Raw genomic sequence first — 21472 nt, 5'->3', positions numbered from 1 at the left:
CGCACCGCGGTAACGGGTCTTGTCATTCTGTGATCAGTTTGTTTCACAAGGTAGTCTTCGGGCTGCGAATGTCAACCATCAGCGCAGCGTGCCCGTTAGCGGGGCTTGGCACGGATATATTCTCGACAAAGCTAAAAGGAGCGACGCGCTTGCGATATACTTGCGCGCCAGCGCAACAGCCTGAATCCTCTTGATCAGTAGCGTTTGATCATTTTTCTTTCGATAGAATACCGTAAATTGCCTCCTCCGTGATACGGAACATCCCGATAAGGGGATGTGCAGGGCTGATTTTTACCAATTTTTGACCCCGATTAACGCGGGGACGCTCTTTTTGGCGGAGTTTGCTTCACGATGACCACGATATTATCCAGCGCCGGACAACCGGTGCTCAGCCTGCCTGAACGATGGCAGTCTCAGCTGAAACAGCAACTGAATACCGGTGAAAACGTACTGGCAGTGCTGGAGGTTGACCTCGACAGCCGTTTGCGTTTTGTGAACGGCGTACTGGTGCTGACCGATCAGGGCCTGATTTCCTGTCCGGCCGGTGAAAACCGCTGGCAGCGTACCGGCTTTCGCGACGGGCTGACACTCAGTCATCATGATCATGCGGGCGTCGGTCATTTGCAGCTGACGGATCAGAACGGCTTACTGGAAAGCTGGCGCTTTACGCTGGGTAATAATTTGCATGCGATACGCTTGCTGGATCAGTTTAAAGAACAGTTACACAGTTTTCTGACCCGTGAACCGGTAAAAGCGAAAGAGCAGAATACTTGCCCGAGCTGCAAAGCCGTGATGGAAGCGGATGAAGAAGAATGCCCGGTATGTACCAAGGTGGTGCATACGCCGCCTTCGACCTGGACACTGTTCCGCTTGTGGCGTTTCGCCCGTCCTTATCGTCTGCCTTTATTTATTGGCTTCACACTGATGCTGCTTGGTACTGCGGCGCATATGATACCGCGCTATCTGACCAAACCGCTGACCGATGAAGTGCTGATTCCGTATCAGAATCATGAATCCGTAGATCCGCAGTTGGTCGGTTTATATATTGGCGGCTTGCTGGGTTCAGCGGTGCTGGCGTGGCTGCTGAGCTGGGGAAAAACCTATATTCTGGCACTGGTGTCCGAGCGTATCGGTGCGGATTTGCGTACCACCACATACGAGCACTTACTGCGCCTGTCGCTGGAATATTTCGGCGGCAAACGTACCGGCGATCTGATGTCGCGCCTCGGCAGTGAAAGTGACCGTATCTGCGTTTACCTGTCACTGCATCTGCTGGACTTTCTGACGGATGTGCTGATGTTTGTGATGACCGCTGTCGCGTTGTTGCAAATCAACACCAAGCTGGCGCTGGTCACACTGATGCCTTTGCCGCTGATTGCGTGGGCGATTCATCTGGTGCGCGACAAACTGCGTACCGGCTTTGAAAAAATTGACCGCGTCTGGGGCGAAGTAACCAACGTGTTGTCCGATACGATTCCGGGTATCCGCGTTGTGAAAGCGTTTGCGCAGGAAAAACGTGAAGCAGATCGCTTCCGCGAAGCGAATAGACACAATCTGGCAGTCAACGACAAGCTCAATAAAGTCTGGTCTTTATTTTCACCGACAGTCTCTTTCCTGACGGATCTGGGCGTGCTGGTGGTATGGGCTTTCGGTATCTGGCAGGTAGCGCACGATGAAATCACCGTGGGTGCGCTGGTAGCTTCGGTGGCGTTCATTTCTAACTTCTATGGACGTATCGATTCGATGAGCCGCATTGTATCGGTGACACAAAAATCAGCATCGGCTGCAAAACGGATTTTCGATATCCTGGACCATGTTTCCAGCGTGCCTGATCCGCAGAATCCTAAGAAAATCGACGCCATCAAAGGTGAAATCGAACTGCGTGAAGTTGGCTTCCGTTACGGTAACCGTGCGGTGAATCGCGGCATTAATCTGAAGATACAACCGGGCGAAATGATTGGTCTGGTCGGTCACAGTGGTTCCGGCAAAAGTACGCTGGTCAATCTGATCTGCCGCTTTTATGACGTGGCAGAAGGGGCGATTCTGCTCGATGGTAACGATATCCGCTCGTATGCGGTATCGGATTACCGTCGCAACATCGGTCTGGTTCTGCAGGAACCTTTCCTGTTCTTCGGTACGATTGCTGAAAACATCGCCTACGGCAAACCGGATGCGACCCGCGAAGAAATCATGGCTGCTGCCCGTGCTGCCCATGCCCACGAATTTATTCTGCGTCTGCCGCAGGGTTATGATTCCATGGTGGGTGAACGCGGTCAGGGCTTGTCCGGTGGTGAACGTCAGCGGATTTCGATTGCGCGCGCTTTGCTGATTGATCCGAAAATTCTGATCATGGATGAGGCAACGTCTTCCGTTGATTCGCAGACAGAAAAAGAGATTCAGAAAGCGCTGGATAATCTGGTGCAGGGCCGTACTACGATTGCGATTGCGCACCGCTTATCCACGCTGCACAAAGCAGACCGGCTGGTGGTGCTGGATCGTGGACAGGTTGTGGAAGTCGGCGGTCACGATGAACTGATGGAAAAACAAGGTGCGTACTTTGAGTTGTACAACGCACAGGCACGCAATGCCGCACTGGCAGGAGATGAATAATGAGTGGTGCGAGTTTTCAACTGAGCAAAGACAGCTTCGGCAAACTGGTGCTGACCAATGCCGCCGGTGAAGTGTTTGAAGGCGTGAATCCGGTACGTGCATTTCCGATTCAGTCGCCTGATAACTGCATTTCGCTGGTGACGACGGATGGCCGCGAAGTGGCGTGGATTGATGTGCTGGCGGACCTGCCGCAAGCGCAGCAGGCACTGATCAGAACCGAGCTGGAAGGCCGCGAATTTATGCCGGAAATCCAGCGTATCGTGACGCTGACCAGCTTCGCGATGCCTTGCACATGGACAGTCGAAACGGATCGCGGCACGACGGATTTCGTGCTGAAAGGTGATGAAGATATTCGTCGTGTCGGCGCAAAATCGCTGATTATTACCGACAACCACGGCATTCAGTTTCTGATCCGTGACATGTTCAGTATCGATAAAAACAGCCGTCGTATTCTGGACCGTTTCCTGTAAGTATTGCGCAGTACAGCGCCGCCTTAACACGGCTGCGCTGCAAAATAAAACGCACTGTTTTCCGTCTTGGAAACAGTGCGTTTTGTTTTGGGTTTTATGTCTCTCTTGAAGCAGACGGGAAAGTGCTGCTCAGATGCGTTTTCCGGCAAAAAATGCCTGAAATGCGGGTTTCAGCACAGCGATCCGCCGGTCGTCGGCAGAAAGTCTGGTGCTCGGGAAAATGCAAATGACGATAATGGCATAATAAGCCTGTCATTCAGACAGATAAGCGGCGATCTGCCGCAGCATAGAATGTTCAGCGCATCCGCTCGCAGAGTGGGAAGCGCTGACTTCAAAGATCAGCGTGCCGGTTCTTCTTTGCGGGTTGTCAGCATCCTGCGAATATCGTCGACAAAACTGTCTGCATCACGGAATGTCCGGCTGCCAAAATTCATATGGCTTCCGTCATTAGCATCAATGCCGCCGACAACCGCCCGAAATTGTGATTTATCGAAAAGGCTGACGGATTTTTCGTAAGTGTAAAATTGATATGAATTTTCTTTGTCCGGTACCTTTCTGACCAGAATGAAGTAGCACAAAGGCATTCGAGCCGGTTCCGGAAAAATAAAAAGAACGCTGTTCAGATCAGGGATGTTTTTGACCTGAATGCCGTCAACATAGCTTTCGGGAGCGACCTTGCGGGCGACTTCTTTAAAGCGGTTCAGTTTGCCTTGCTGACTGTCGAGAAAAAACGCGCCGGATGAGCTTGTCATGGCCGTTTTTATTCCGACAAACTGCAGGTAGTAAATCTGGCGGAAAGTCTCGTCATTTTCATTCTGTGCACAGGCCGGTGTGCTCAGAACGAGAGCGCATAAAATTAAAGTCAGAATTCGAAGCAGAATACTCATCTTGGCAGCCGTTCAGTGTTGTTCAGTATTGGTAAAGGCGATGTGATAAATCCGGGTCAGTTCGGTTTCACCATCGAGTATTTTTTCCTCCTGCAAGCGGAATCCCAGTTTCTGCAGCAATTGATTCGAGGCTGTGTTTTCGGGCGAGGTAATCGCCATCAGTTCCTGCATCTGCAGTACTTCCTTTGCATAACGCATGACGCCGGCAGCCGCTTCGTGTGCGTAACCCTGTCCCTGCGCACTTTCCAGAAACGCGTATCCGATGTCCGTGAGCGGCAGCGCATCTCGTTTGACCAGTCCGCAAATGCCCAGGGCATTTCCGCTCGATTTTTCGGTAACAACATAAAAGCTGAAGCCATCGCGTTGCTGTGCAGCAAGCGGTCTTTCGGTAATCCAGCGGGCTGCATCTTCATCATTGCGTATGCCACGGTCGCCAATGTGCTTCAGCCAGCCGGGTGAGTTAAGTAGTTCGTTGACGAATGCCGCATCCGTGCTGTTGAACAAACGCAACACCAGACGTGTCGTTTCTAAAATGATCATGTTTCCGCACCAGTACGTTTACAAATCAGTGAGATAGCAAAAAGCATATTGAATAAAGGTTTTCTATTTGAATAGTCAAAAATTCAATGTTGATTCAATTTAACAGTTTTTCATCAAGAAATCTTGGTTTTCCTGAATCGGACGACGTAATATGAAAATGGAACAAAAGTTTGTTCGGTTTCTTTTTTCAGTTGTTTGTCGCACCCACGGAGAATTTCAATGAAATCACTGAAGGCCCGGCTGACTGTTGCAATTGCAGGTCTGGTTGCAGTCTGCGTCATCATTCTGACACTCGGAAGTTATATCCGTCTGAAGACCCAGATCGAAGGGGATCTGAATAATGAAGTGCGCGGTGTTGCTGCCGGCTATAACGCAATCCTCTCCAACTGGATACAGGTGAACACCTCGATGGTGGAAAGCTTGTCGATTGCACTGGGTAACGGTGCAGATCTGGAAACCAGTCTCAAAATGATCAGTAAGGGTGGCAATTTCCTCAGTACTTATCTGGGAACGCCGGACAAAACCTTTACGAACTTCCCTGCGAATCCACCGCCTGCAGGCTATGACCCGACCGTTCGTCCCTGGTACAAGGCTGCGATGGAAGCCAAAAAACCGATCGTGACTTCCGCCTATATGGGCGTCAATCCACCGGGACTGATGATTTCTTTCGCTGCACCGGTCAAAGGTGGTGAAGGCGGTGTGGTCGCTGCGGACGTTTTTCTGACCAAAATTGTTGAGCAAATTCTCAATATGAAGCTCAGTGGCGAAGGCTATGCCTTCCTGCTGGATAAATCCGGTCAGGTGCTGGCGCATGCGGATCAGGCCAAAGTACTGAAGCCTGCGAAAGATCTGGCACCGGAACTGGCGCTGGATAATCTGCAGGCACTGGCGAAAACGAATGCGCTGAGCGAAACGACGGTTGATGGCAAAGCATCCCTGTTGTTTGTGCAGCCTATCAGCGGTTCCGATATGTATCTGGCACTCGTCATCGATAAGAAGAAAGCGCTGTCTGCACTGGATCAGTTACTGATCGTGTCCTTAATCGTGCTGATTGTATTGCTGGCGGTGATTCTGCCGGTATCGAATTTCCTCGTTGGCACCATGCTGTCCGGTCTGCGCCGCGTACGTGATGCAATGACGGATATTGCAGCCGGTGGCGGTGATCTGACCCGCAAAATTGAGATCGACGGTGATGATGAAGTTGCACAGACTGCCAATGCTTTCAACCAGTTCCTGGATCAGCTGCGCGTGATGGTGTCCGATGTGCGCCGTGCAACAGATTCGATTACGGTGGGTGCTACCGAAATTGCGACCGGCAATATGGATCTTTCCGGGCGCACCGAGCAGCAGGCATCTTCACTGGAAGAAACCGCGGCCAGCATGGAAGAGCTGACCGAAGCCGTGCGCAATAATGCAGAGAATGCACGCGAGGCCAACCGTATGGCGATGAATGCTTCGGAAGTGGCTACGCAGGGCGGGGAAGTGGTCGGTAAAGTGGTGTCCACTATGCAGGGTATTTCTGAAAGCTCGCGCAAAATTGTGGATATTATCGGTGTGATCGAAGGCATTGCTTTCCAGACCAATATTCTGGCGCTGAATGCTGCAGTTGAAGCGGCACGCGCCGGTGAGCAGGGGCGCGGCTTTGCGGTGGTGGCGAGCGAAGTCCGTACGCTGGCGCAGCGCAGTGCTGCTGCAGCGCAGGAAATTAAAGGCTTGATTGATGATTCCGTCAGTAAGGTGAATGAGGGTTCGGATCTGGTCGATAAAGCCGGTGCGTCGATGACACGCATTGTGTCAGCGGTAGAACAGGTTGCTTCTATTATTAACGAAATCATGGCTGCCTCCGCCGAACAAAGTGACGGTATTCAGCAGGTTAATCAGGCGCTGTCACATATGGATGAGGCAACCCAGCAAAATGCTGCGCTGGTGGAAGAAGCAGCGGCAGCAGCCGGTTCGCTGGAAGAGCAGGCCAATATCCTGAAAACGGCAATGTCCGCATTCCGTATGGAAGCCAGTGCAGGTCCGAGAATCGCTGCCGCACCACAGGGTGGTGGCGGAAAACGCGGGCCGGGATCGCTGGCGATCGGACGTTAAGATTTGTTCCGTTGGTAGATTGGGGGCGTCAGCCCCCTTTTTTATTGCTGATTTGTTTTTGATAATTGTTGATGCGTGAGTACTTATGCGTGGCTGTTGTCATCAACAAAAAACAAAAAACAAAAAACAAAAAACAAAAAACAAAAACAGATCCCGCGGAGTTACTCTGCAGGTTTCAGTTCCGCAGTAACCGGCGCATGATCAGAAGGTTGTTCCCATTTGCGTGGCACTTTATCTACAGCGCAACTGATGCAGCGTTGTGCCAGTGGTGCAGACAGCAGGACGTGATCGATACGCACACCTTTATTCAGACGGAAACCCAGTGCACGATAATCCCACCAGCTGAAGGTTTTTTCCGGCTGCTCAAACTGGCGGAAACTGTCGCTCAGTCCCAGTGCGATCAGGCGCTGGAAGGCGGTGCGTTCTTCCGGCGATACCAGATTCATTCCTTCCCATGCTGCAGGATCATGCACGTCGCGGTCATCCGGTGCGATATTGTAATCACCCAGTAAAGCCAGATTCGGATGCTTTGCCATTTCTTGTTGAAGCCATTGTTCCAGTGCTTCCAGCCAGCGCAGTTTGTAGCTGAATTTATCCGTACCCGGTGCCTGTCCGTTCGGGATATAGGCACAAATGATGCGCATGCCCGCAATGGTGGCGGCGATAATCCGTTGCTGCTCATCTTCAAACAGCGGATTGTTTTTTTGTACGTCTTCAATCGGGTGACGCGACAGAATCGCGACGCCGTTATAGGTTTTCTGGCCGGTAAACACGACGTGATAGCCGGCAGCTTCAATTTCTGCCTGTGGAAATTTATCGTCGGTCAGCTTGGTTTCCTGTATGCACAGGACATCAACCGGATTGGTTTGCAGCCACTGCAGCACTTGCGGCAGCCGGACTTTCAGCGAATTGACGTTCCAGGTTGTCAGTTTCATGTTGTTCAGAAAAGAAAAAACCGCACCCGGAAAACGAGTGCGGTTGTCAGTTACACGTAACCGATCAGCCTGCGCGGTTGATCAGGAATGTGGTCAGCAGAGGTACCGGACGACCGGTAGAACCTTTTGCCGCACCGGAACGGGATGCTGTACCAGCGACATCCAGATGGGCCCAGGTGTATTTCTTGGTGAAACGCTCCAGGAAGCAGGCTGCAGTAATACTGCCACCAGCCGGACCACCGATGTTTGCCATGTCAGCAAAATTGGATTTCAGCTGATCGTTGTACAGCTCGCCAATCGGCATACGCCATGCGGTGTCACCGGATTCTTTACCAGCTGCCAGCAATTCATCTGCCAGTGCATCATGCGCATCATCATGACGTGTGAACAGGCCGGAATTGTGATAGCCCAGCGCGGTTACGCAAGCACCGGTCAGGGTTGCAATATCGATGACTGCTGCCGGTTTGAAGCGTTCGGTGTATGTCAGTGCATCACACAGAATCAGGCGGCCTTCAGCGTCTGTGTTCAGAATTTCGATGGTCTGGCCGGACATGGATGTCACGATGTCGCCCGGACGTGTTGCGTTACCGGCCGGCATGTTTTCACAGGCAGGGATCACGCCGATCACGTTCAGTTTCAGTTTCATTTCGCCGATCGCACGCATGGTACCCAGTACGGAACCTGCGCCGCTCATGTCGAATTTCATTTCGTCCATGTTCAGGCCCGGTTTCAGCGAGATACCGCCCGTATCAAAGGTAATACCCTTACCAACCAGAACCACAGGCGCATCTTTGGCTTTGCCGCCGTTGTGTTTCAGAACGATGAATTTCGGTGGTTCAATTGCACCGGCCGCCACGGACAGGAAGCTGCCCATTTTCAAAGCCTGGATTTGTTTTTTGTCCAGGATTTCAGCAGTCATGCCGTAATCTGCAGCGATTTGCTTCGCTGTGTTCGCCAGATGGGTAGGTGTGCAGTAATTTGCAGGCAGGTTGCCCAGTTCTTTTGCCAGATCAACACCATTTGCCATGGCAACAGCCTGTGCCAGTGCATTACGGGCAGCTGTTGCGTCAGATTGTGCAACGGAGAAAGCGATTTTCTTCAGTGCAGGAGGCGTTGTATCTTTTTTGCTCTTCAGGCCGTCAGCGCGGAAGATGCTTTCGCGGAATGCCAGCACAGCAGTGCGGACAGACCATTGTACGGATTGTGCTTTAACAGCCGGCAGTGCGATCACTGTATCAGCCGCGCCCAGTGCGGACAGTGCGCGTGCGGCTGCGCTGATTGCGCTGCTGTACGCTTTTTCAGAGATTTCAGCGGCTTCTTCACCCAGACCAACCAGTAATACGCGCTCTGCAGCAACACCTTCCGGTTTGCGCAGCAACAGGGTAGAGCCGGCTTTGCCGGAAATGTCGCCTGCTTTCAGGGCTGCAGCGATCACGCCTGCGCCATCCAGCAAAGCCGCGGCCGCGGAGAGCTTTTTGTTTTCAAACACGCCAACGATCAGGCAAGCGGTTTTGGTTGCTTTGTGGCCAGTGGCGGCGCTTTTAGCGTCGATTGGTTTTATGCTAAAGTCCACGTATTACTCCTCTTGGTAAGTCTCGTAAAACGGACATTATAATCCTTCTCATGATTTTTCAACGCGCGCTTCGACGTGAATTATTAAACGCAGCCGGCGCGGTACTTGCCACCCTGTTTGTGATTACTGTTACCTGGATGCTGATCCGGGTGCTGGAGCAGGCTGCCAGCGGCAAGGTTGCGTCTTCTGATGTGCTGGCCCTGATAGGCTTCACATCCTTAATGTATTTGCCGATTCTGCTGATACTGACCGGCTTCATTGCGGTGTTGCTGGTGGTGACCCGCAGTTATCAGGATTCTGAAATGGTGGTCTGGTTCGCTTCAGGTCTCAGTCTGACGCGCTGGATCAGGCCGGTGATGCAGTTCGGTGCACCGCTGATTTTGCTGACAGGCTTGCTGAGTTTTGTCGTCAGTCCCTGGGCCAACCAGCAGAGCGCAGAGTTCCGTGAGCGCTTTGAAAAGCGTTCGGATATTGCCAAAGTGTCGCCGGGTAAATTTCAGGAATCTGCCGGATCAGACCGTATTTTCTTTGTCGAAGAAGTTGCCGGTGATCTGAGCAAAGTTCAGAATGTTTTTATTAATACCGTCAAAGATGGTAAGTCCAGCGTTGTGGTTGCGCGCGAGGGCACGATTTCTCTCGATAAAAACGGCGATAAATTTCTGATTATGGATCAGGGGCGTCGTTACGATGGTTTGCCGACCGAGCCGGATTTTCAGATGATGCAGTTTGAGCGTTACGGTGTGCTGGTGTCGTCACAGGAAGGTGTGGTGAACGGCGATAATTCAGAAAAGTCCATGCCGCTGGCACGTTTGCTGGAAGCACCGGATGCCCGTAAATACGCAGAACTGCTGTGGCGCATTTCCCTGCCACTGATGGCGACGCTGCTGATGCTGCTGGCGATACCGCTGGGTTTTGTGAATCCGCGTGTCGGTCGTTCCGCCAATCTGATTGTGGCACTGCTATGTACTGTGATGTATCTGTCGATGATCAACGTTTCTCAGGCAATGGTAGCGCAGGGGCGTGCCGGTTTTGACCGCGCCTGGTGGCCTGTCCATTTGATCACCGCCACCGTGATTGCCCTGTTATTTTTATGGCGTTTGAAAATTCACCATCGCTGGCATCCGCTGGTTGTGTGGTCACGTTGCAAAGCCGGTTTGCGCCGTAAGGAAGGATGCGCGGGATGAGAGTACTGCAACGTTATTTCGCGTCAGAAATTCTGCGCGCGGTTGGTTTCGTCATGCTGGCATTGCTGGCGCTGTTCACCTTTTTTGATCTGATGGGTGAGTTGCAGCATGCTAATCGTGGCGGGTATAAGCTGATGCACGCGGTGTTTTATGTGCTGCTTGGTTTGCCGGGTTACATGTATGAGTTCATGCCGATTGCAGTGCTGATCGGTACGATTTATGTGCTGGCTCAGTTCGCCTCAAATTCCGAATTTACCATCATGCGCTCCGCTGGTATGGCTACCGGTACGGCGCTGGCGATGCTGCTCAAAGTCGGTATGGTGTTTGTACTGATGACTTTTTTATTCGGTGAATTCGTTGCACCGGCCAGCAGCCGTTACGCGGAAAGTATGAAGCTGTCGGCGATTGGTGCGAATCAGAAAAAAGAATTCCGTACCGGTTTGTGGACGAAGGATCTTGTGCGTGAAAACGGCCTCAGCGGTGAAGTGATCGGGTCCCGTTTTCTGAACGTGAAAGAAATCACACCTGAACGCAAACTGAAAGGTGTACGGGTTTACGAGTTTGATAAGCGTTTTCAGTTATCGCGTGAAGTGACGGCAGCCCGTGCGGAATACGCCGGCAACAATGTCTGGCGTTTATCCGAAGTAACGGAGACGACTTTTCCGAAAACCTTGTCCGCAGAAGATATCGCAAAGGTTCGCAGCCAGTATTTTCCGAGCCGTGAAGTAGTGTCTGAAGTGACGCCGGATATTCTGGCGGTGCTGTTTGCCGATCCTGACCGCATGTCCGCCTATGATCTGGCGGCCTTCACCCGTCATCTGGCGGAAAATAAACAAGACAGCGAACGCTATGAAATCGCTTTCTGGAAAAAAATGATTTATCCGTTTGTGACGCTGGTGATGATGATGCTGGCATTGCCATTTGCCTATCTGCATGTACGCAGCGGCGGTGTCAGCCTGAAGATTTTCAGCGGCATTATGATCGGTATGGTGTTTTATCTGATTAACAGCCTGTTCTCGCATCTGGGCTTGCTGAATACCTGGCCACCGGTGATGACCGCGATGGTACCGAGTATTTTATTTATGACACTGGCGCTGGCCGGATTACGTTATGTGGAGCGGCATTAATGAAAGCCCTGATTCTGTTTGCGCACGGTGCGCGTGATACGCGCTGGGCAGCCCCGTTTGAACGCCTGCGTGACACCATACGCAACCGTCAGCCCCATTTGCGCGTTGAACTGGCATTTCTGGAATTTATGAGCCCTTCACTGCCGCAAATTGCCGTCAGTATGGCAGCAGACGGCATCACCGATATCACACTGATACCGGTGTTTCTGGGTCAGGGCGGCCATGTGCTGCGCGACCTGCCATTGCTGCTGGAGGAAATACATCAGCAGGCACCGGCACTGCGTATCGCTCTGCAGCCAGCGGTGGGAGAAAGCGAGTCTGTGGTTGCTGCGATGGCAGATTACTGCCTTGCAAAGACAGCGATTGCTTAACAGGTTCTAATGCAAAAAAGCCCGCGGTTTTGCGGGCTTTTTTATTTCAGAGTACGCCACAAGCCATGCGTGCTCCGCCGCCGCCCAGCGGTGCAGGATGATCAGCATGATTATCTGCTCCGGCGTGTACCATCAGCGACAAACCCTTCAGGTCGCTCATTTTCAGGCGCGGTGCGAGTACAGGCTGCGTTGCATTGCCGGACGCGTCTGCAAACAAGGGGGGTAAATCGCCAAGATGACCTTCACCCCATGGCGTGCCGTGTTTATTACTGCCAGCCGGATCAAAATGACCGCCAGCACCGCCGGCAGGAATGACTTTGCCGTCTTTTTCTACGGGGGCGCAGCTGGCATTCTGATGCAGATGAAAGCCATGCAGACCCGGTGTTAAGCCCTTCAGATTCGGTGTGAAAACCAGGCCATAGCGGGATTCGGAGATGGTAATGCTGCCGGCTTCACCGGTAGGCCCTTTTTCGCCGGCAAGCTGCACATTCACGACGAGGTCAGCGGCACTTGCAGAAAATGTGTACAGCGCCAGCAGCGTAGTCATCAGAGTCTTTTTCATGTGGTCTCCTTGGAAGCAAGAATTCATTGTAGTCGTGTGCCGGATTCTTTGCGTTATCCATAGGGAAACTATCGCTGATTCGACTGGGCGTCCGGCGATTCATTCCATTCAGCTTGCAGTTCGTGTCATTTCTGCTGATAAACCCTGTTTCGCTGGGTAAGATGCGATGTCAGGAGCCGCGATAAAAAGGAAGCAGCAATGAAAAAATTTTGGGGTGCGTATGCCCTGGTGTGGACCTTGTATGCGTTCACCGTCAGTTTTGCACTGATCACAGAGGAGCAAGTGTCGATTGCATCCGTCAGTTTCCTCAGAAATATGCTGTTGATGTTGCCGGCACCGTTTTTACTGGCGCTGATCTGGCCGCTTTCCGCTTATATGCAAAAGCAGCGTTGGCAGGTACAGACGATGGTCGCTGTTCATGTCGTCGGTGCCATCAGTTACGCATATATTCCGGGACTTTTTTATCTTGTGCTATGGCGATTGGGAGCATCGGAGGCGGATCCGTCTGCCAGACTGTTTTCATTCTGGCCAACCTTGTACAACGGAATGATGTATCTGACCCATGCGCTGGTGTTTCACGGAATTCGTATTCATCGTCAGCGCGTGCAGCAGGATCTGGCACTGGAGCAAACCCGCCGGCTGCTGATCAGTACCGAGTTGAATGCTTTACGTAATAAGCTGAATCCGCATTTTCTGTTTAATACCCTGCATTCGATTATTGCACTGGTGCGTAAGGATCAGCAGGCGGCGGAATCGGCTTTATTCCGCTTTTCCGATATGCTGCGCTATATCCTCGACACGGAAAAAAGCGGCCATGACCGCGTAACGCTGGAAGAAGAATTGCAGTTTGTGCGTGATTATCTGGCGCTGGAAGGCTTGCGACTCGGCGCTCGTCTGCAAGTGGAATGGGATGTGGATGACAGCTGTACCGGCGTCAGTTTGCCGGCGCTGATCATCCAGCCACTGGTGGAGAACAGTATTCGCCACGCTTTCAACCCGCGCAGCCAGCCCGGTTTGCTGACGATACGCTGCTATCCGGATGCATCGGCGCAGTGTTTACGGGTGGAAGTGCGGGATAACGGCCCCGGTTGTGATCCGCAGCAGATTGCGCAGGCTGCCGGTATGGGAATGCGGACGATACAGCGTCGTCTTGCGCTGGAATTCGGAGATGCAGCGGCATGGACCGTCAGCACAGCACCCGGTGCGGGTATGAGTGTCGCGTTTTCTGTGCCGCTGGAAACAGCATCATCGTAAAGGCGGCAGTCTGAAACAATTTGTGGAGTAGTGATGGAAAAAACGCTGAGTGTACTGATCGCTGAAGATGAACCGCTGGCGCGTGAGACCCTGCGCGATGCTGTCGCTTCGCGTCCGGAACTGCAGTTATGCGGTGAAGCAGAAAACGGTTTGCAGGCGAAACAAATGATAGACGCGCTGAAACCGGATCTGGTGTTGCTGGACATCCAGATGCCGGAACTGACCGGACTGGAGGTCTTGCGCCAGATTCAGCATCGCCCTGTGGTGGTGCTGACGACAGCGTATGATCAGTACGCACTCACCGCCTATGAACTGAATGCAATCGATTATTTGCTGAAACCCTTCACCCGCGAACGCTTCGACGCGGCAATACAGCGTGTGTTAGAAGCACCGCGCAGACTGACGAATGACTTCACCGAGGCAGCGGTGCAGGCCAGTCAGGCGCCGCAAGTGCCACTGGAACGCATACTGGTGCGTGAGCGCGGCCAGATTATTCCGGTGCAGACCAGACAGATCAGTTATCTGAAAGCCGATGCCAAATACACGGCGCTGGTGACCGGCGGCAAAACTTACCTGATACGCCTCGGTATCAGTGAGCTGGAACAAAGGCTGGACCCGTCGCGCTTTATCCGTATCCACCGCTCAGTGATGGTGAATCTGGACTTTGTGCAAGCCATGAAAACCGATGAACAGTCACAGTTGCAAATGCACATGGATGACGGCGCGGTGCTGACGGCGAATCGCGAAGTATCGCGCCAGTTGCGGGATCAGGTGATGTAGTCTCAGTGCTGGCGGGGCGCTGCAGTCAGCGGAAAAGCCGTTTTTTGTGCCAAATGCGGTGTTCAGCACAGAAAAAGTGCCTGTTTTGGCGGACGTCGGCAGAAGCCCTGGCTGAGCGGGCAGGTGGTTTTTAGCCGGAATGCGGAGTTCTGCACAATGCCGAACAATATTTGCTCTGAATTTCCCCTTCCGCCAGATGTTGTCTGATAGCCCTGAAAAGCAAAATGCCCCGACTAGCGGGGCGATTTTCCTTGGTCCTGCGCTGATTTCAGTGACCAGCGTTGATCCGCTGGCGCATCGCTTCACCCATCATCACCAGCACCGGACCGGTGGCAGAAACCGGTTCCTGCGCCAGTTGCTGCAAAGTGACCCGACGAATGACTTCATCGCTGCGACTGCAGTTTTCCACCAGCATCACCGGTAAATCCGGCGACCAGCCACGGCTCAGCATACGCTCTGCCGTCAGCATGGCTTCACGGCCACCCATGTACTGCACCAGCGTATCGCAATCGGGAATACGGGTTTCTTCGGCTTCATCCGGCGCGGTGCTGGAGGTAAACAGCGCAACACTGCGTGCAATACCGCGTTTGGTCAGCGGCTGGCGGGTGCTGGCGGCGGCAGCCAGTGCGGTGGTGATGCCGGGCACAATTTCATATTCGATGCCGGCAGCTTCCAGCGCATTCAGTTCTTCATCAGCACGCCCGAACAGCATAGGATCGCCGCCTTTCAGACGCACGACAACCGCTGCGCGTTGCGCAGATTCGACCAGCAGGGTATTGATATGACTTTGTGCCGCAGAACGCTGACCGCTGCGTTTGCCGACGGAAATCTGTTCCGCCTGCGCACACAACGCCAGCATGTCCGGGGTGACCAGTGCATCGTATAACACGATGTCAGCCTGTTGCAGTAGTCTGGCGCCGCGTACCGTAATCAGGTCAGCAGCGCCGGGACCGGCACCGACGAGATAAACTTTGCCGGTGCTGTGGGTTTGATTCAATCTGAGTCTCCGGGACGTATCATGCCTGCAGCCACGGTCTGATGTGTCACCTCATCAATCAGGATAAAGGCACCGGTAGAGCGCAGATCTGCGTAGGCATCAGTTGCAATTGCCTGCTGCACTGTGACGCTGACGGTCGCGATATCGTTCAGGCGCAGCGTATCCGCTTCGCGGCGTTGCTGGGTGTTGATATCCAGCAGCGATTCGATACCGGTCACGCGGGCTGCAACCTGGCGGGTTGTGTGTTTCAGCCAGTATTTGCGGCGCACATCCAGTGCATCTTCTGATAACCAGCACAGATCGGCTTTCAGATTTTTGCTGAGCGTGGCAGGACGTTCTGCCTCCGTCAGCATATCGCCGCGCGAAATGTCGAGGTATTCATTGAGCAGAATGGTAACAGACTGGCCCACATTTGCCGATTCTAAAGAACCGTCAAAGGTCAGAATGTCTTTGACAGTGGCTTCCTGACCACCCGGTTGCAACAATACTTTCTGACCGCGACGCACACTGCCGGCTTCGATACGACCCATGTAGCCACGGAAGTCATTCGCTTCATGTCCATTGTGACGCGCTACCAGCTGCACCGGGAAACGGAAAGGTTCATCGTGGCAGGCATCGTATACGGACAAGGATTCCAGCAGGTCAATCAGTGTCGGGCCCTGATACCACGGCATATTGTCGCCCGCAGTCACCACGTTGTCGCCAGCCAGTGCCGACATCGGCACCGCATGAATATCTTTCAGGCCGAGTTGTGCTGCGAATGCGCTGTAAGCATCAACGATACGCTGATACACGGTCTGGTCGTAATTCACCAGATCCATTTTGTTGACTGCAACGATCACGTGTTCAATTTGCAGCAGACGGGCGATGGTGGAGTGGCGCTTGGTCTGAGTCAGCAAATCCACGCTGCCATCGTCATTCAGCTTCACTTTGGATACGTCGATCAGGATGATGACCGCGTCGGCGGTCGATGCGCCTGTCACCATATTACGGGTGTACTGCTCGTGGCCCGGTGTATCGGCGATGATGAATTTACGTTTCGGCGTTGCAAAATAACGGTAAGCGACGTCGATAGTGATACCTTGCTCGCGCTCGGCTTCCAGACCATCGGTCAGCAGAGACAAATCGATGGTGTCACCAACGGTACGTTTGTTTTTTGCACGGGAAATCGCATCCAGCTGATCCGCAAAAATCCCTTTGCTGTCGAACAGTAAACGGCCGATCAGCGTACTCTTGCCGTCATCCACCGAACCCGCAGTGATAAAACGCAGCAAACCACGTTCGGAAATAGCTGTAGTGTTAGTGCTGGTCATCAGAAATATCCTTCTTTCTTACGTTTTTCCATGGATGCTTCAGAAGTCTGATCATCCATACGGGTTGCGCCGCGTTCGGTAATCTGGGTGATGGCGGTTTCGCGAATGATCGCGTCTACCGTCGCTGCATCAGAAGATACCGGGCAGGTGCAGGAGATATCGCCAACAGTGCGGAAACGTACGACTTGTTTCTGCACGGTTTCGCCTTCGCGTGGCGGTGTCAGATCTGTCAGCGGCACTAACAAGCCATTGCGCGGAATCACTTCACGTTCGTGGGCGAAATAGATGGAAGGCAATTCCAGTTTTTCACGGGCGATGTATTGCCAGACATCCAGCTCAGTCCAGTTGGAAATCGGGAATACGCGCATGTTTTCACCGGCATGTACGCGGGTGTTATACAGCGACCACAGTTCAGGACGCTGAGCCTTCGGATTCCACTGACCGAAGTCATCACGGAATGAAAAAATACGCTCTTTGGCACGGGCTTTTTCTTCATCGCGACGCGCACCGCCGATACAGGCATCGAACTGATGCGCTGCAATGGTTTCCAGCAGGGTCACCGCTTGCGCCGCATTGCGTGAATCGGTGGCAGGATTGCGCAAACGCACAGTGCCGCGTTTGATCGAATCTTCCACGGAACCGATGATCAGTTGTTCGCCCAGTTCCGCCACACGCTTATCGCGGAAAGCGATCACTTCCGGGAAGTTGTGACCGGTATCAATGTGTACCAATGGGAACGGGAATTTGCCGGGACGGAATGCTTTTTCAGCGAGGCGCAGCAATACGATGGAATCTTTACCACCCGAAAACAGCAGTGCAGGGCGGGTGCATTCCGCAGCCACTTCACGCATGATGTGGATCGCTTCAGATTCCAGCCAGTCGAGGTGACGGTTGCTGGCGGCGTCAAGTACGGATTGATCAGCGACAGTATTCATAATTCAGTATGTGTTCACTTATTGTGAAAAGGGTGTTAACCCGCTTGTTTGATACGGACCAGTTTGCCATCCACGAGATGGAGGCCGCATTCTTTCGATTCCGGATTTTCCCACCACCAGCGTCCGGCGCGCACATCTTCGCCGGGCTGTATCGCACGGGTGCAGGGTTCGCAGCCAATCGACGGGTAACCACGGTCATGCAAAGCATTGTAAGGGACTTCATGCTGGCGCAGATAGTCCCACACATCCTGCTCAGTCCAGTCCGCCAGCGGATTGAACTTTTGCATGCCACGCGCCGTATCGTCTTCCTGCTCTGCCAGTTCGGTACGGGTGGCAGCCTGAGCACGGCGCTGTCCGGTAATCCAGGCTTGTTTGCCTTCCAGTGCGCGGTTCAGCGGTTCAACTTTACGTATATGGCAGCAGGACTTACGTAAATCCACGCTGTCATAAAATGCATTTAAACCATGATTGCTGACGTACTGCTCAACGGCTGCCGGGTCAGGGTGCATCATCGTGATTTCGTAGCCGTAGTGCTCGCGGACACGGTCTGCAACTGCCAGTGTTTCTGCATGCAGACGACCTGTCTGCAAAGTAAAAATACTGATATTCAGCTTGTTACGCAAAATCAGATCGGTCAGCACCATATCTTCCGCTGCCAGACTGGAGGCCAGTGCGGCAGGTTGATAAGTATCCGCAATTTTCTGCAGCAAGGCGCTGGTATGCGCGACTTTCTCATTCAGCGTGCTCATGCGCTCTCCGCCTGACGTTCCGTGCGGCGGAACAATGGCAGTGGCTGATCCACAGATGCTTGATAGACTTCTGAAAAGTCTGTCAGACCTTTCAGAGCATCCTGAATGTTGCGGTCAGCACGGGTTGCAAATGCATTGAAACCCACGCGCTGCATGTAGAACAACTGATCGCGCAGTACATCACCTATCGCACGCAGTTCACCGCTGTAACGGTAACGGCTGCGCAGCAGATAGGCTGCGGAATAGCCGCGCCCGTCATTGAACTTCGGAAAATCAATGGCGATCAGCGGGAACAGTGCGGCGTCATCTGCAATCAGTTCGGCCGGCTGATCCGGTGCCAGCCAGACGGCGATTTCCTGACTGGCCTGCAAACGTTGCAGCAGGGCAGGGCGCTGCACCTGCCAGACTGCCAGCGGCACAATCACTTTGCCAGCCGGTACGCTGACTGCTTCCGGTGTTTCGCCTTCATTCAGGCGCAGTACACTCCAGTCATCCTGAACGATGGCACGGTCTTTAATAATTTCACGCATCATGCTTCCTTTCAGTAACTGACTGCAGTACCCGCATCTTCACCGGTATGTAAGACGGTGGAGATTGGTGTGGCATAAACAAAATCTTTAAACGGGGTGACGCCAATACGTAAAGCGGTATCGATAAAACGTTCTGCATCAAGACGGTTTTTCAGATACACCTGAACGATGCGCTCTATCACTTCCGGCATCTGACCTGCAGAGAAAGACGGGCCGATGATTTTGCCGATCGAAGCATTGTTACCTTGCGCACCGCCGATGGAAACCTGATAAAACTCGCTGCCGTCTTTATCCACGCCCAGAATACCGATGTGGCCAATATGATGGTGACCGCAGGCATTAATACAGCCGGACATATTCAGTTCCAGATCACCGATGTCGTACAGGTAATCGAGATCCTGGAAGCGCTCCGTGATATCCAGCGCAATCGGAATCGATTTCGCATTCGCCAGCGAGCAGAAATCACCGCCTGGGCAGCAAATCATATCGGTCAGCAAACCGATATTCGGTGTTGCCAGTCCGTGTGCTTTGGCTTCCTGCCAGACTTGCAGCAGATCACTGATACGTACATCGGCCAGCACCAGATTCTGCTCATGCGTCACGCGCAGTTCAGAGAAACTGAAACGGTCTGCCAGATCCGCCACAAAATCCATCTGATCTGCAGTTGCATCACCAGGAGGTACACCGGCTTTTTTCAGCGATAACACCACGCTGGCATAGCCGCTGACTTTATGCGGTTTCACATTGCGGCGTACCCAGTTAGCAAAGGCTTTGTTCGTTTGCAGTGCTTCTTCATAAGCGGCATCACTGGCTGGTAAAGCTTCGTACGCCGGTGCCGTGAAGTATGCAGCAACACGTTTCAGCTCTGCTTCGGTCAGCGTACCCGGGCCATCTTTATTATTGAGCCATTCTGCTTCGACCTGGCGTGCAAATTCTTCGATACCAATTGCTTTAACTAAAATCTTAATGCGCGCTTTATATTTGTTGTCGCGACGACCGTGCAGGTTGTAAACACGCAGGATGGATTCCAGATAGGTCATCACGTGTTGCCACGGCAGGAAATCACGAATGATGCTGCCCAGTATCGGCGTACGGCCGAGACCACCGCCAACCATCACACGGAAACCGACTTCGCCAGCGTCGTTATGCACGACAGTCAGGCCGATATCATGCATCGCAATCGCTGCGCGGTCTTGTTCTGCACCATTGATTGCGATCTTGAATTTACGTGGCAAATAAGCGAATTCCGGATGGAAAGTTGTCCATTGACGCAAAATCTCCGCATACGGGCGCGGATCGATGATTTCGTCCGCCGCAACGCCAGCAAATTCATCCGATGTGATGTTACGCATACAGTTACCGGAAGTCTGAATCGCGTGCATTTCGACTTTGGCTAATTCTTCCAGAATTTCCGGCGTATCTTCGAGATTAATCCAGTTGAACTGAATATTCTGACGGGTGGTGAAGTGACCGAAACCACGATCATAACGGCGTGCAATGAACGCGAATTTACGCAGCTGGGTGCTGGATAACATGCCGTAAGGAACGGCGATACGCAGCATGTAGGCGTGACGCTGATGGTACAAACCATTCTGCAAACGCAGTGGCAAAAATTCTTCTTCGGTCAGTTCATTGGCAAGACGGCGTCTGACCTGATCGCGGTATTGCGCGATACGCTGTTGAATGATCAGATGATCGTGCTGGTCATATCGGTACATCGTTATCCCTTCTGGGTAAGCCGGTGTGGCAGAAAATCAAGGTTAATTCAGAGCATGAGTTTGGCAGCAACCGCTGTCAGTGTGACAGCCAGTAAACCGCGCAGTAATTTTTCCGGTACGGCTTTTGCAGCCAGAGCACCGATGGTGATGCCGGGTAAAGAGCCAATCAGCAGTGTGCCCAGCAATTCCCAGTTAATGGAACCCAGCCACCAGTGGCCGATAGCGGCAATTGCGGTCAGCGGCACGGCATAGGCAATATCAGTTCCGGCAATGTGTGCCGGTGACATGCGCGGATACAGCATCACCAGAATCGTGGCGCCGATTGCACCGGCACCAATCGAAGAAATCGTCACCAGTACGCCAAGTACCGCACCGGTAGTGATTGTGGCGATGTCTAATGCGCGGCCTTGCAGTTGCTTTTCGGGATGGGCATTCAGCCAGGCCAGCATTTTGGCGCGGAACAAAATCGCAACCACGGTCAGTAACACGGAAATTGCAATGCAGTAGCGAATAATCTGCCCGATTTCTTTGCTCACTGCACCGAGTTCTTTTAACGCCAGTGTGGCCAGCAGTGCTGCGGGGAGTGCGCCGATACACAGCAAGCGTACAACCCGCCATTCCACAGTGTTACGCAGACGATGCGTGAGTGTGCCGGCAGATTTAGTGATCGATGCAAAAGCGAGGTCAGTGCCGACAGCAACGCTGGGCGAAACGCCGAACAGCAGCGTCAGCAACGGCGTCATCAGCGAGCCGCCACCCACACCGGTCAGGCCAACCAGCAAGCCCACGGCAAAGCCGGAAATCACATAAGTAACTGTCATAGTCCCTCACTATTTACTAGGC

20 protein-coding genes are annotated in these 21472 nt (G+C 52.9%); 8 read left to right on the top strand and 12 right to left on the bottom strand.

Going from position 1 to position 21472, the window contains the following annotated elements:
- The first annotated feature begins 351 nt into the window (after window positions 1-351).
- Both IE092_RS03260 and IE092_RS03255 read left to right on the top strand, forming a co-directional pair.
- The gene (locus IE092_RS03260) at window positions 352-2610 is read left to right on the top strand and encodes a cyanophycin metabolism-associated ABC transporter (protein WP_189355552.1); all 2259 of its coding nucleotides are present in this window, start codon (window positions 352-354) and stop codon (window positions 2608-2610) included.
- On the top strand, window positions 2610-3080 hold the full coding sequence (locus IE092_RS03255; RefSeq protein ID WP_189355551.1) for a cyanophycin metabolism-associated DUF1854 family protein: 471 nt from the start codon (window positions 2610-2612) through the stop codon (window positions 3078-3080). Before IE092_RS03260 ends, IE092_RS03255 begins: the two co-directional genes overlap by 1 nt.
- A gap of 338 nt (window positions 3081-3418) precedes the next feature.
- Here IE092_RS03255 and IE092_RS03250 read toward each other — a convergent pair whose 3' ends face one another.
- Together IE092_RS03250 and IE092_RS03245 are read right to left on the bottom strand one after the other, a co-directional pair.
- On the bottom strand, window positions 3419-3832 hold the full coding sequence (locus IE092_RS03250; protein ID WP_189355550.1) for a hypothetical protein: 414 nt from the start codon (window positions 3830-3832) through the stop codon (window positions 3419-3421).
- A 147-nt stretch (window positions 3833-3979) separates the two neighbouring features.
- Entirely contained in the window at window positions 3980-4507 is a 528-nt protein-coding gene (locus IE092_RS03245; RefSeq protein ID WP_189355549.1) for a GNAT family N-acetyltransferase, read from the bottom strand.
- A gap of 219 nt (window positions 4508-4726) precedes the next feature.
- Between IE092_RS03245 and IE092_RS18985 the strand changes: the two genes are divergently transcribed.
- Window positions 4727-6601, top strand: a complete 1875-nt coding sequence (locus IE092_RS18985; protein ID WP_189355548.1) for a methyl-accepting chemotaxis protein — start codon at window positions 4727-4729, stop codon at window positions 6599-6601.
- A gap of 161 nt (window positions 6602-6762) precedes the next feature.
- Here IE092_RS18985 and xth read toward each other — a convergent pair whose 3' ends face one another.
- Window positions 6763-7536 (bottom strand): exodeoxyribonuclease III, encoded by a 774-nt coding sequence (gene xth / locus IE092_RS03235; protein ID WP_189355547.1) that lies wholly within the window; start codon window positions 7534-7536, stop codon window positions 6763-6765.
- 64 nt (window positions 7537-7600) lie between these two features.
- Window positions 7601-9109, bottom strand: coding sequence for a leucyl aminopeptidase (locus tag IE092_RS03230; RefSeq protein WP_189355546.1), 1509 nt, complete (start codon window positions 9107-9109; stop codon window positions 7601-7603).
- Between the two features lie 50 nt (window positions 9110-9159).
- On the opposite strand from IE092_RS03230, the gene lptF reads away from it, so the two are divergent.
- Genes lptF through IE092_RS03215 form a run of 3 tightly spaced genes read left to right on the top strand, consistent with a single transcriptional unit; the run spans window position 9160 to window position 11791 of the window.
- Window positions 9160-10293: an LPS export ABC transporter permease LptF gene (gene lptF, locus IE092_RS03225; protein WP_189355545.1), complete on the top strand. Its 1134-nt coding sequence runs from the start codon at window positions 9160-9162 to the stop codon at window positions 10291-10293.
- A complete protein-coding gene (gene lptG / locus IE092_RS03220) occupies window positions 10290-11420 on the top strand; it encodes an LPS export ABC transporter permease LptG (RefSeq protein WP_189355544.1) in 1131 nt (376 codons plus the stop codon). Before lptF ends, lptG begins: the two co-directional genes overlap by 4 nt.
- Window positions 11420-11791 (top strand): sirohydrochlorin chelatase, encoded by a 372-nt coding sequence (locus IE092_RS03215; RefSeq protein ID WP_189355543.1) that lies wholly within the window; start codon window positions 11420-11422, stop codon window positions 11789-11791. The genes lptG and IE092_RS03215 overlap by 1 nt, the downstream gene beginning before the upstream one ends.
- A 46-nt stretch (window positions 11792-11837) precedes the next feature.
- On the opposite strand, the gene sodC is transcribed toward IE092_RS03215, so the two are convergent.
- Window positions 11838-12353: a superoxide dismutase family protein gene (sodC, locus tag IE092_RS03210; protein ID WP_189355542.1), complete on the bottom strand. Its 516-nt coding sequence runs from the start codon at window positions 12351-12353 to the stop codon at window positions 11838-11840.
- 198 nt (window positions 12354-12551) lie between these two features.
- Between sodC and IE092_RS03205 the strand changes: the two genes are divergently transcribed.
- Both IE092_RS03205 and IE092_RS03200 read left to right on the top strand, forming a co-directional pair.
- On the top strand, window positions 12552-13607 hold the full coding sequence (locus IE092_RS03205; protein WP_189355541.1) for a sensor histidine kinase: 1056 nt from the start codon (window positions 12552-12554) through the stop codon (window positions 13605-13607).
- A gap of 33 nt (window positions 13608-13640) precedes the next feature.
- Window positions 13641-14387, top strand: a complete 747-nt coding sequence (locus IE092_RS03200) for a LytR/AlgR family response regulator transcription factor (protein ID WP_189355540.1) — start codon at window positions 13641-13643, stop codon at window positions 14385-14387.
- 268 nt (window positions 14388-14655) lie between these two features.
- Here the strand turns inward: IE092_RS03200 and cobA are convergent, their stop codons facing one another.
- The 7 genes from cobA to IE092_RS03165 are packed head-to-tail and all read right to left on the bottom strand — an operon-like array spanning window position 14656 to window position 21450.
- Window positions 14656-15384, bottom strand: a complete 729-nt coding sequence (gene cobA, locus IE092_RS03195) for a uroporphyrinogen-III C-methyltransferase (protein WP_189355539.1) — start codon at window positions 15382-15384, stop codon at window positions 14656-14658.
- On the bottom strand, window positions 15381-16697 hold the full coding sequence (locus tag IE092_RS03190; protein WP_189355538.1) for a sulfate adenylyltransferase subunit 1: 1317 nt from the start codon (window positions 16695-16697) through the stop codon (window positions 15381-15383). Before IE092_RS03190 ends, cobA begins: the two co-directional genes overlap by 4 nt.
- Window positions 16697-17632 carry a sulfate adenylyltransferase subunit CysD gene (cysD, locus tag IE092_RS03185; RefSeq protein WP_189355537.1) on the bottom strand — a complete coding sequence of 312 codons (936 nt, stop codon included), beginning with the start codon at window positions 17630-17632 and terminating at the stop codon, window positions 16697-16699. Before cysD ends, IE092_RS03190 begins: the two co-directional genes overlap by 1 nt.
- Before the next feature lie 35 nt (window positions 17633-17667).
- Complete coding sequence (locus IE092_RS03180; protein ID WP_189355536.1) at window positions 17668-18381, bottom strand: phosphoadenylyl-sulfate reductase; 714 nt, start codon at window positions 18379-18381, stop codon at window positions 17668-17670.
- On the bottom strand, window positions 18378-18911 hold the full coding sequence (locus IE092_RS03175) for a DUF934 domain-containing protein (protein ID WP_189355783.1): 534 nt from the start codon (window positions 18909-18911) through the stop codon (window positions 18378-18380). Before IE092_RS03175 ends, IE092_RS03180 begins: the two co-directional genes overlap by 4 nt.
- Before the next feature lie 11 nt (window positions 18912-18922).
- Window positions 18923-20629, bottom strand: a complete 1707-nt coding sequence (locus IE092_RS03170; RefSeq protein WP_189355535.1) for a nitrite/sulfite reductase — start codon at window positions 20627-20629, stop codon at window positions 18923-18925.
- 47 nt (window positions 20630-20676) lie between these two features.
- Window positions 20677-21450, bottom strand: coding sequence for a sulfite exporter TauE/SafE family protein (locus IE092_RS03165; RefSeq protein ID WP_189355534.1), 774 nt, complete (start codon window positions 21448-21450; stop codon window positions 20677-20679).
- Between the last annotated feature and the right edge of the window lie 22 nt (window positions 21451-21472).

The sequence above is a fragment of the Cognatundibacterium squillarum genome (genome assembly GCF_014652435.1).
GTDB classification, from domain to species: domain Bacteria; phylum Pseudomonadota; class Gammaproteobacteria; order Burkholderiales; family Burkholderiaceae_D; genus Undibacterium; species Undibacterium squillarum.
Note: the sequence above shows the minus strand (reverse complement) of the source record. Positions and strands in the feature narration are given on the sequence as shown.

Excerpts from the sequence above, each read along its gene's own strand:
- IE092_RS03260 (WP_189355552.1), top strand. The coding sequence starts at position 352 with ATGACCACGATATTATCCAGCGCCGGACAACCGGTGCTCAGCCTGCCT.
- IE092_RS03255 (WP_189355551.1), top strand. The coding sequence starts at position 2,610 with ATGAGTGGTGCGAGTTTTCAACTGAGCAAAGACAGCTTCGGCAAACTG.
- IE092_RS03250 (WP_189355550.1), bottom strand. The coding sequence starts at position 3,832 with ATGACAAGCTCATCCGGCGCGTTTTTTCTCGACAGTCAGCAAGGCAAA.
- IE092_RS03245 (WP_189355549.1), bottom strand. The coding sequence starts at position 4,507 with ATGATCATTTTAGAAACGACACGTCTGGTGTTGCGTTTGTTCAACAGC.
- IE092_RS18985 (WP_189355548.1), top strand. The coding sequence starts at position 4,727 with ATGAAATCACTGAAGGCCCGGCTGACTGTTGCAATTGCAGGTCTGGTT.
- xth (WP_189355547.1), bottom strand. The coding sequence starts at position 7,536 with ATGAAACTGACAACCTGGAACGTCAATTCGCTGAAAGTCCGGCTGCCG.
- lptF (WP_189355545.1), top strand. The coding sequence starts at position 9,160 with ATGATTTTTCAACGCGCGCTTCGACGTGAATTATTAAACGCAGCCGGC.
- lptG (WP_189355544.1), top strand. The coding sequence starts at position 10,290 with ATGAGAGTACTGCAACGTTATTTCGCGTCAGAAATTCTGCGCGCGGTT.
- IE092_RS03215 (WP_189355543.1), top strand. The coding sequence starts at position 11,420 with ATGAAAGCCCTGATTCTGTTTGCGCACGGTGCGCGTGATACGCGCTGG.
- sodC (WP_189355542.1), bottom strand. The coding sequence starts at position 12,353 with ATGAAAAAGACTCTGATGACTACGCTGCTGGCGCTGTACACATTTTCT.
- IE092_RS03205 (WP_189355541.1), top strand. The coding sequence starts at position 12,552 with ATGAAAAAATTTTGGGGTGCGTATGCCCTGGTGTGGACCTTGTATGCG.
- IE092_RS03200 (WP_189355540.1), top strand. The coding sequence starts at position 13,641 with ATGGAAAAAACGCTGAGTGTACTGATCGCTGAAGATGAACCGCTGGCG.
- IE092_RS03190 (WP_189355538.1), bottom strand. The coding sequence starts at position 16,697 with ATGACCAGCACTAACACTACAGCTATTTCCGAACGTGGTTTGCTGCGT.
- cysD (WP_189355537.1), bottom strand. The coding sequence starts at position 17,632 with ATGAATACTGTCGCTGATCAATCCGTACTTGACGCCGCCAGCAACCGT.
- IE092_RS03180 (WP_189355536.1), bottom strand. The coding sequence starts at position 18,381 with ATGAGCACGCTGAATGAGAAAGTCGCGCATACCAGCGCCTTGCTGCAG.
- IE092_RS03175 (WP_189355783.1), bottom strand. The coding sequence starts at position 18,911 with ATGCGTGAAATTATTAAAGACCGTGCCATCGTTCAGGATGACTGGAGT.
- IE092_RS03170 (WP_189355535.1), bottom strand. The coding sequence starts at position 20,629 with ATGTACCGATATGACCAGCACGATCATCTGATCATTCAACAGCGTATC.
- IE092_RS03165 (WP_189355534.1), bottom strand. The coding sequence starts at position 21,450 with ATGACAGTTACTTATGTGATTTCCGGCTTTGCCGTGGGCTTGCTGGTT.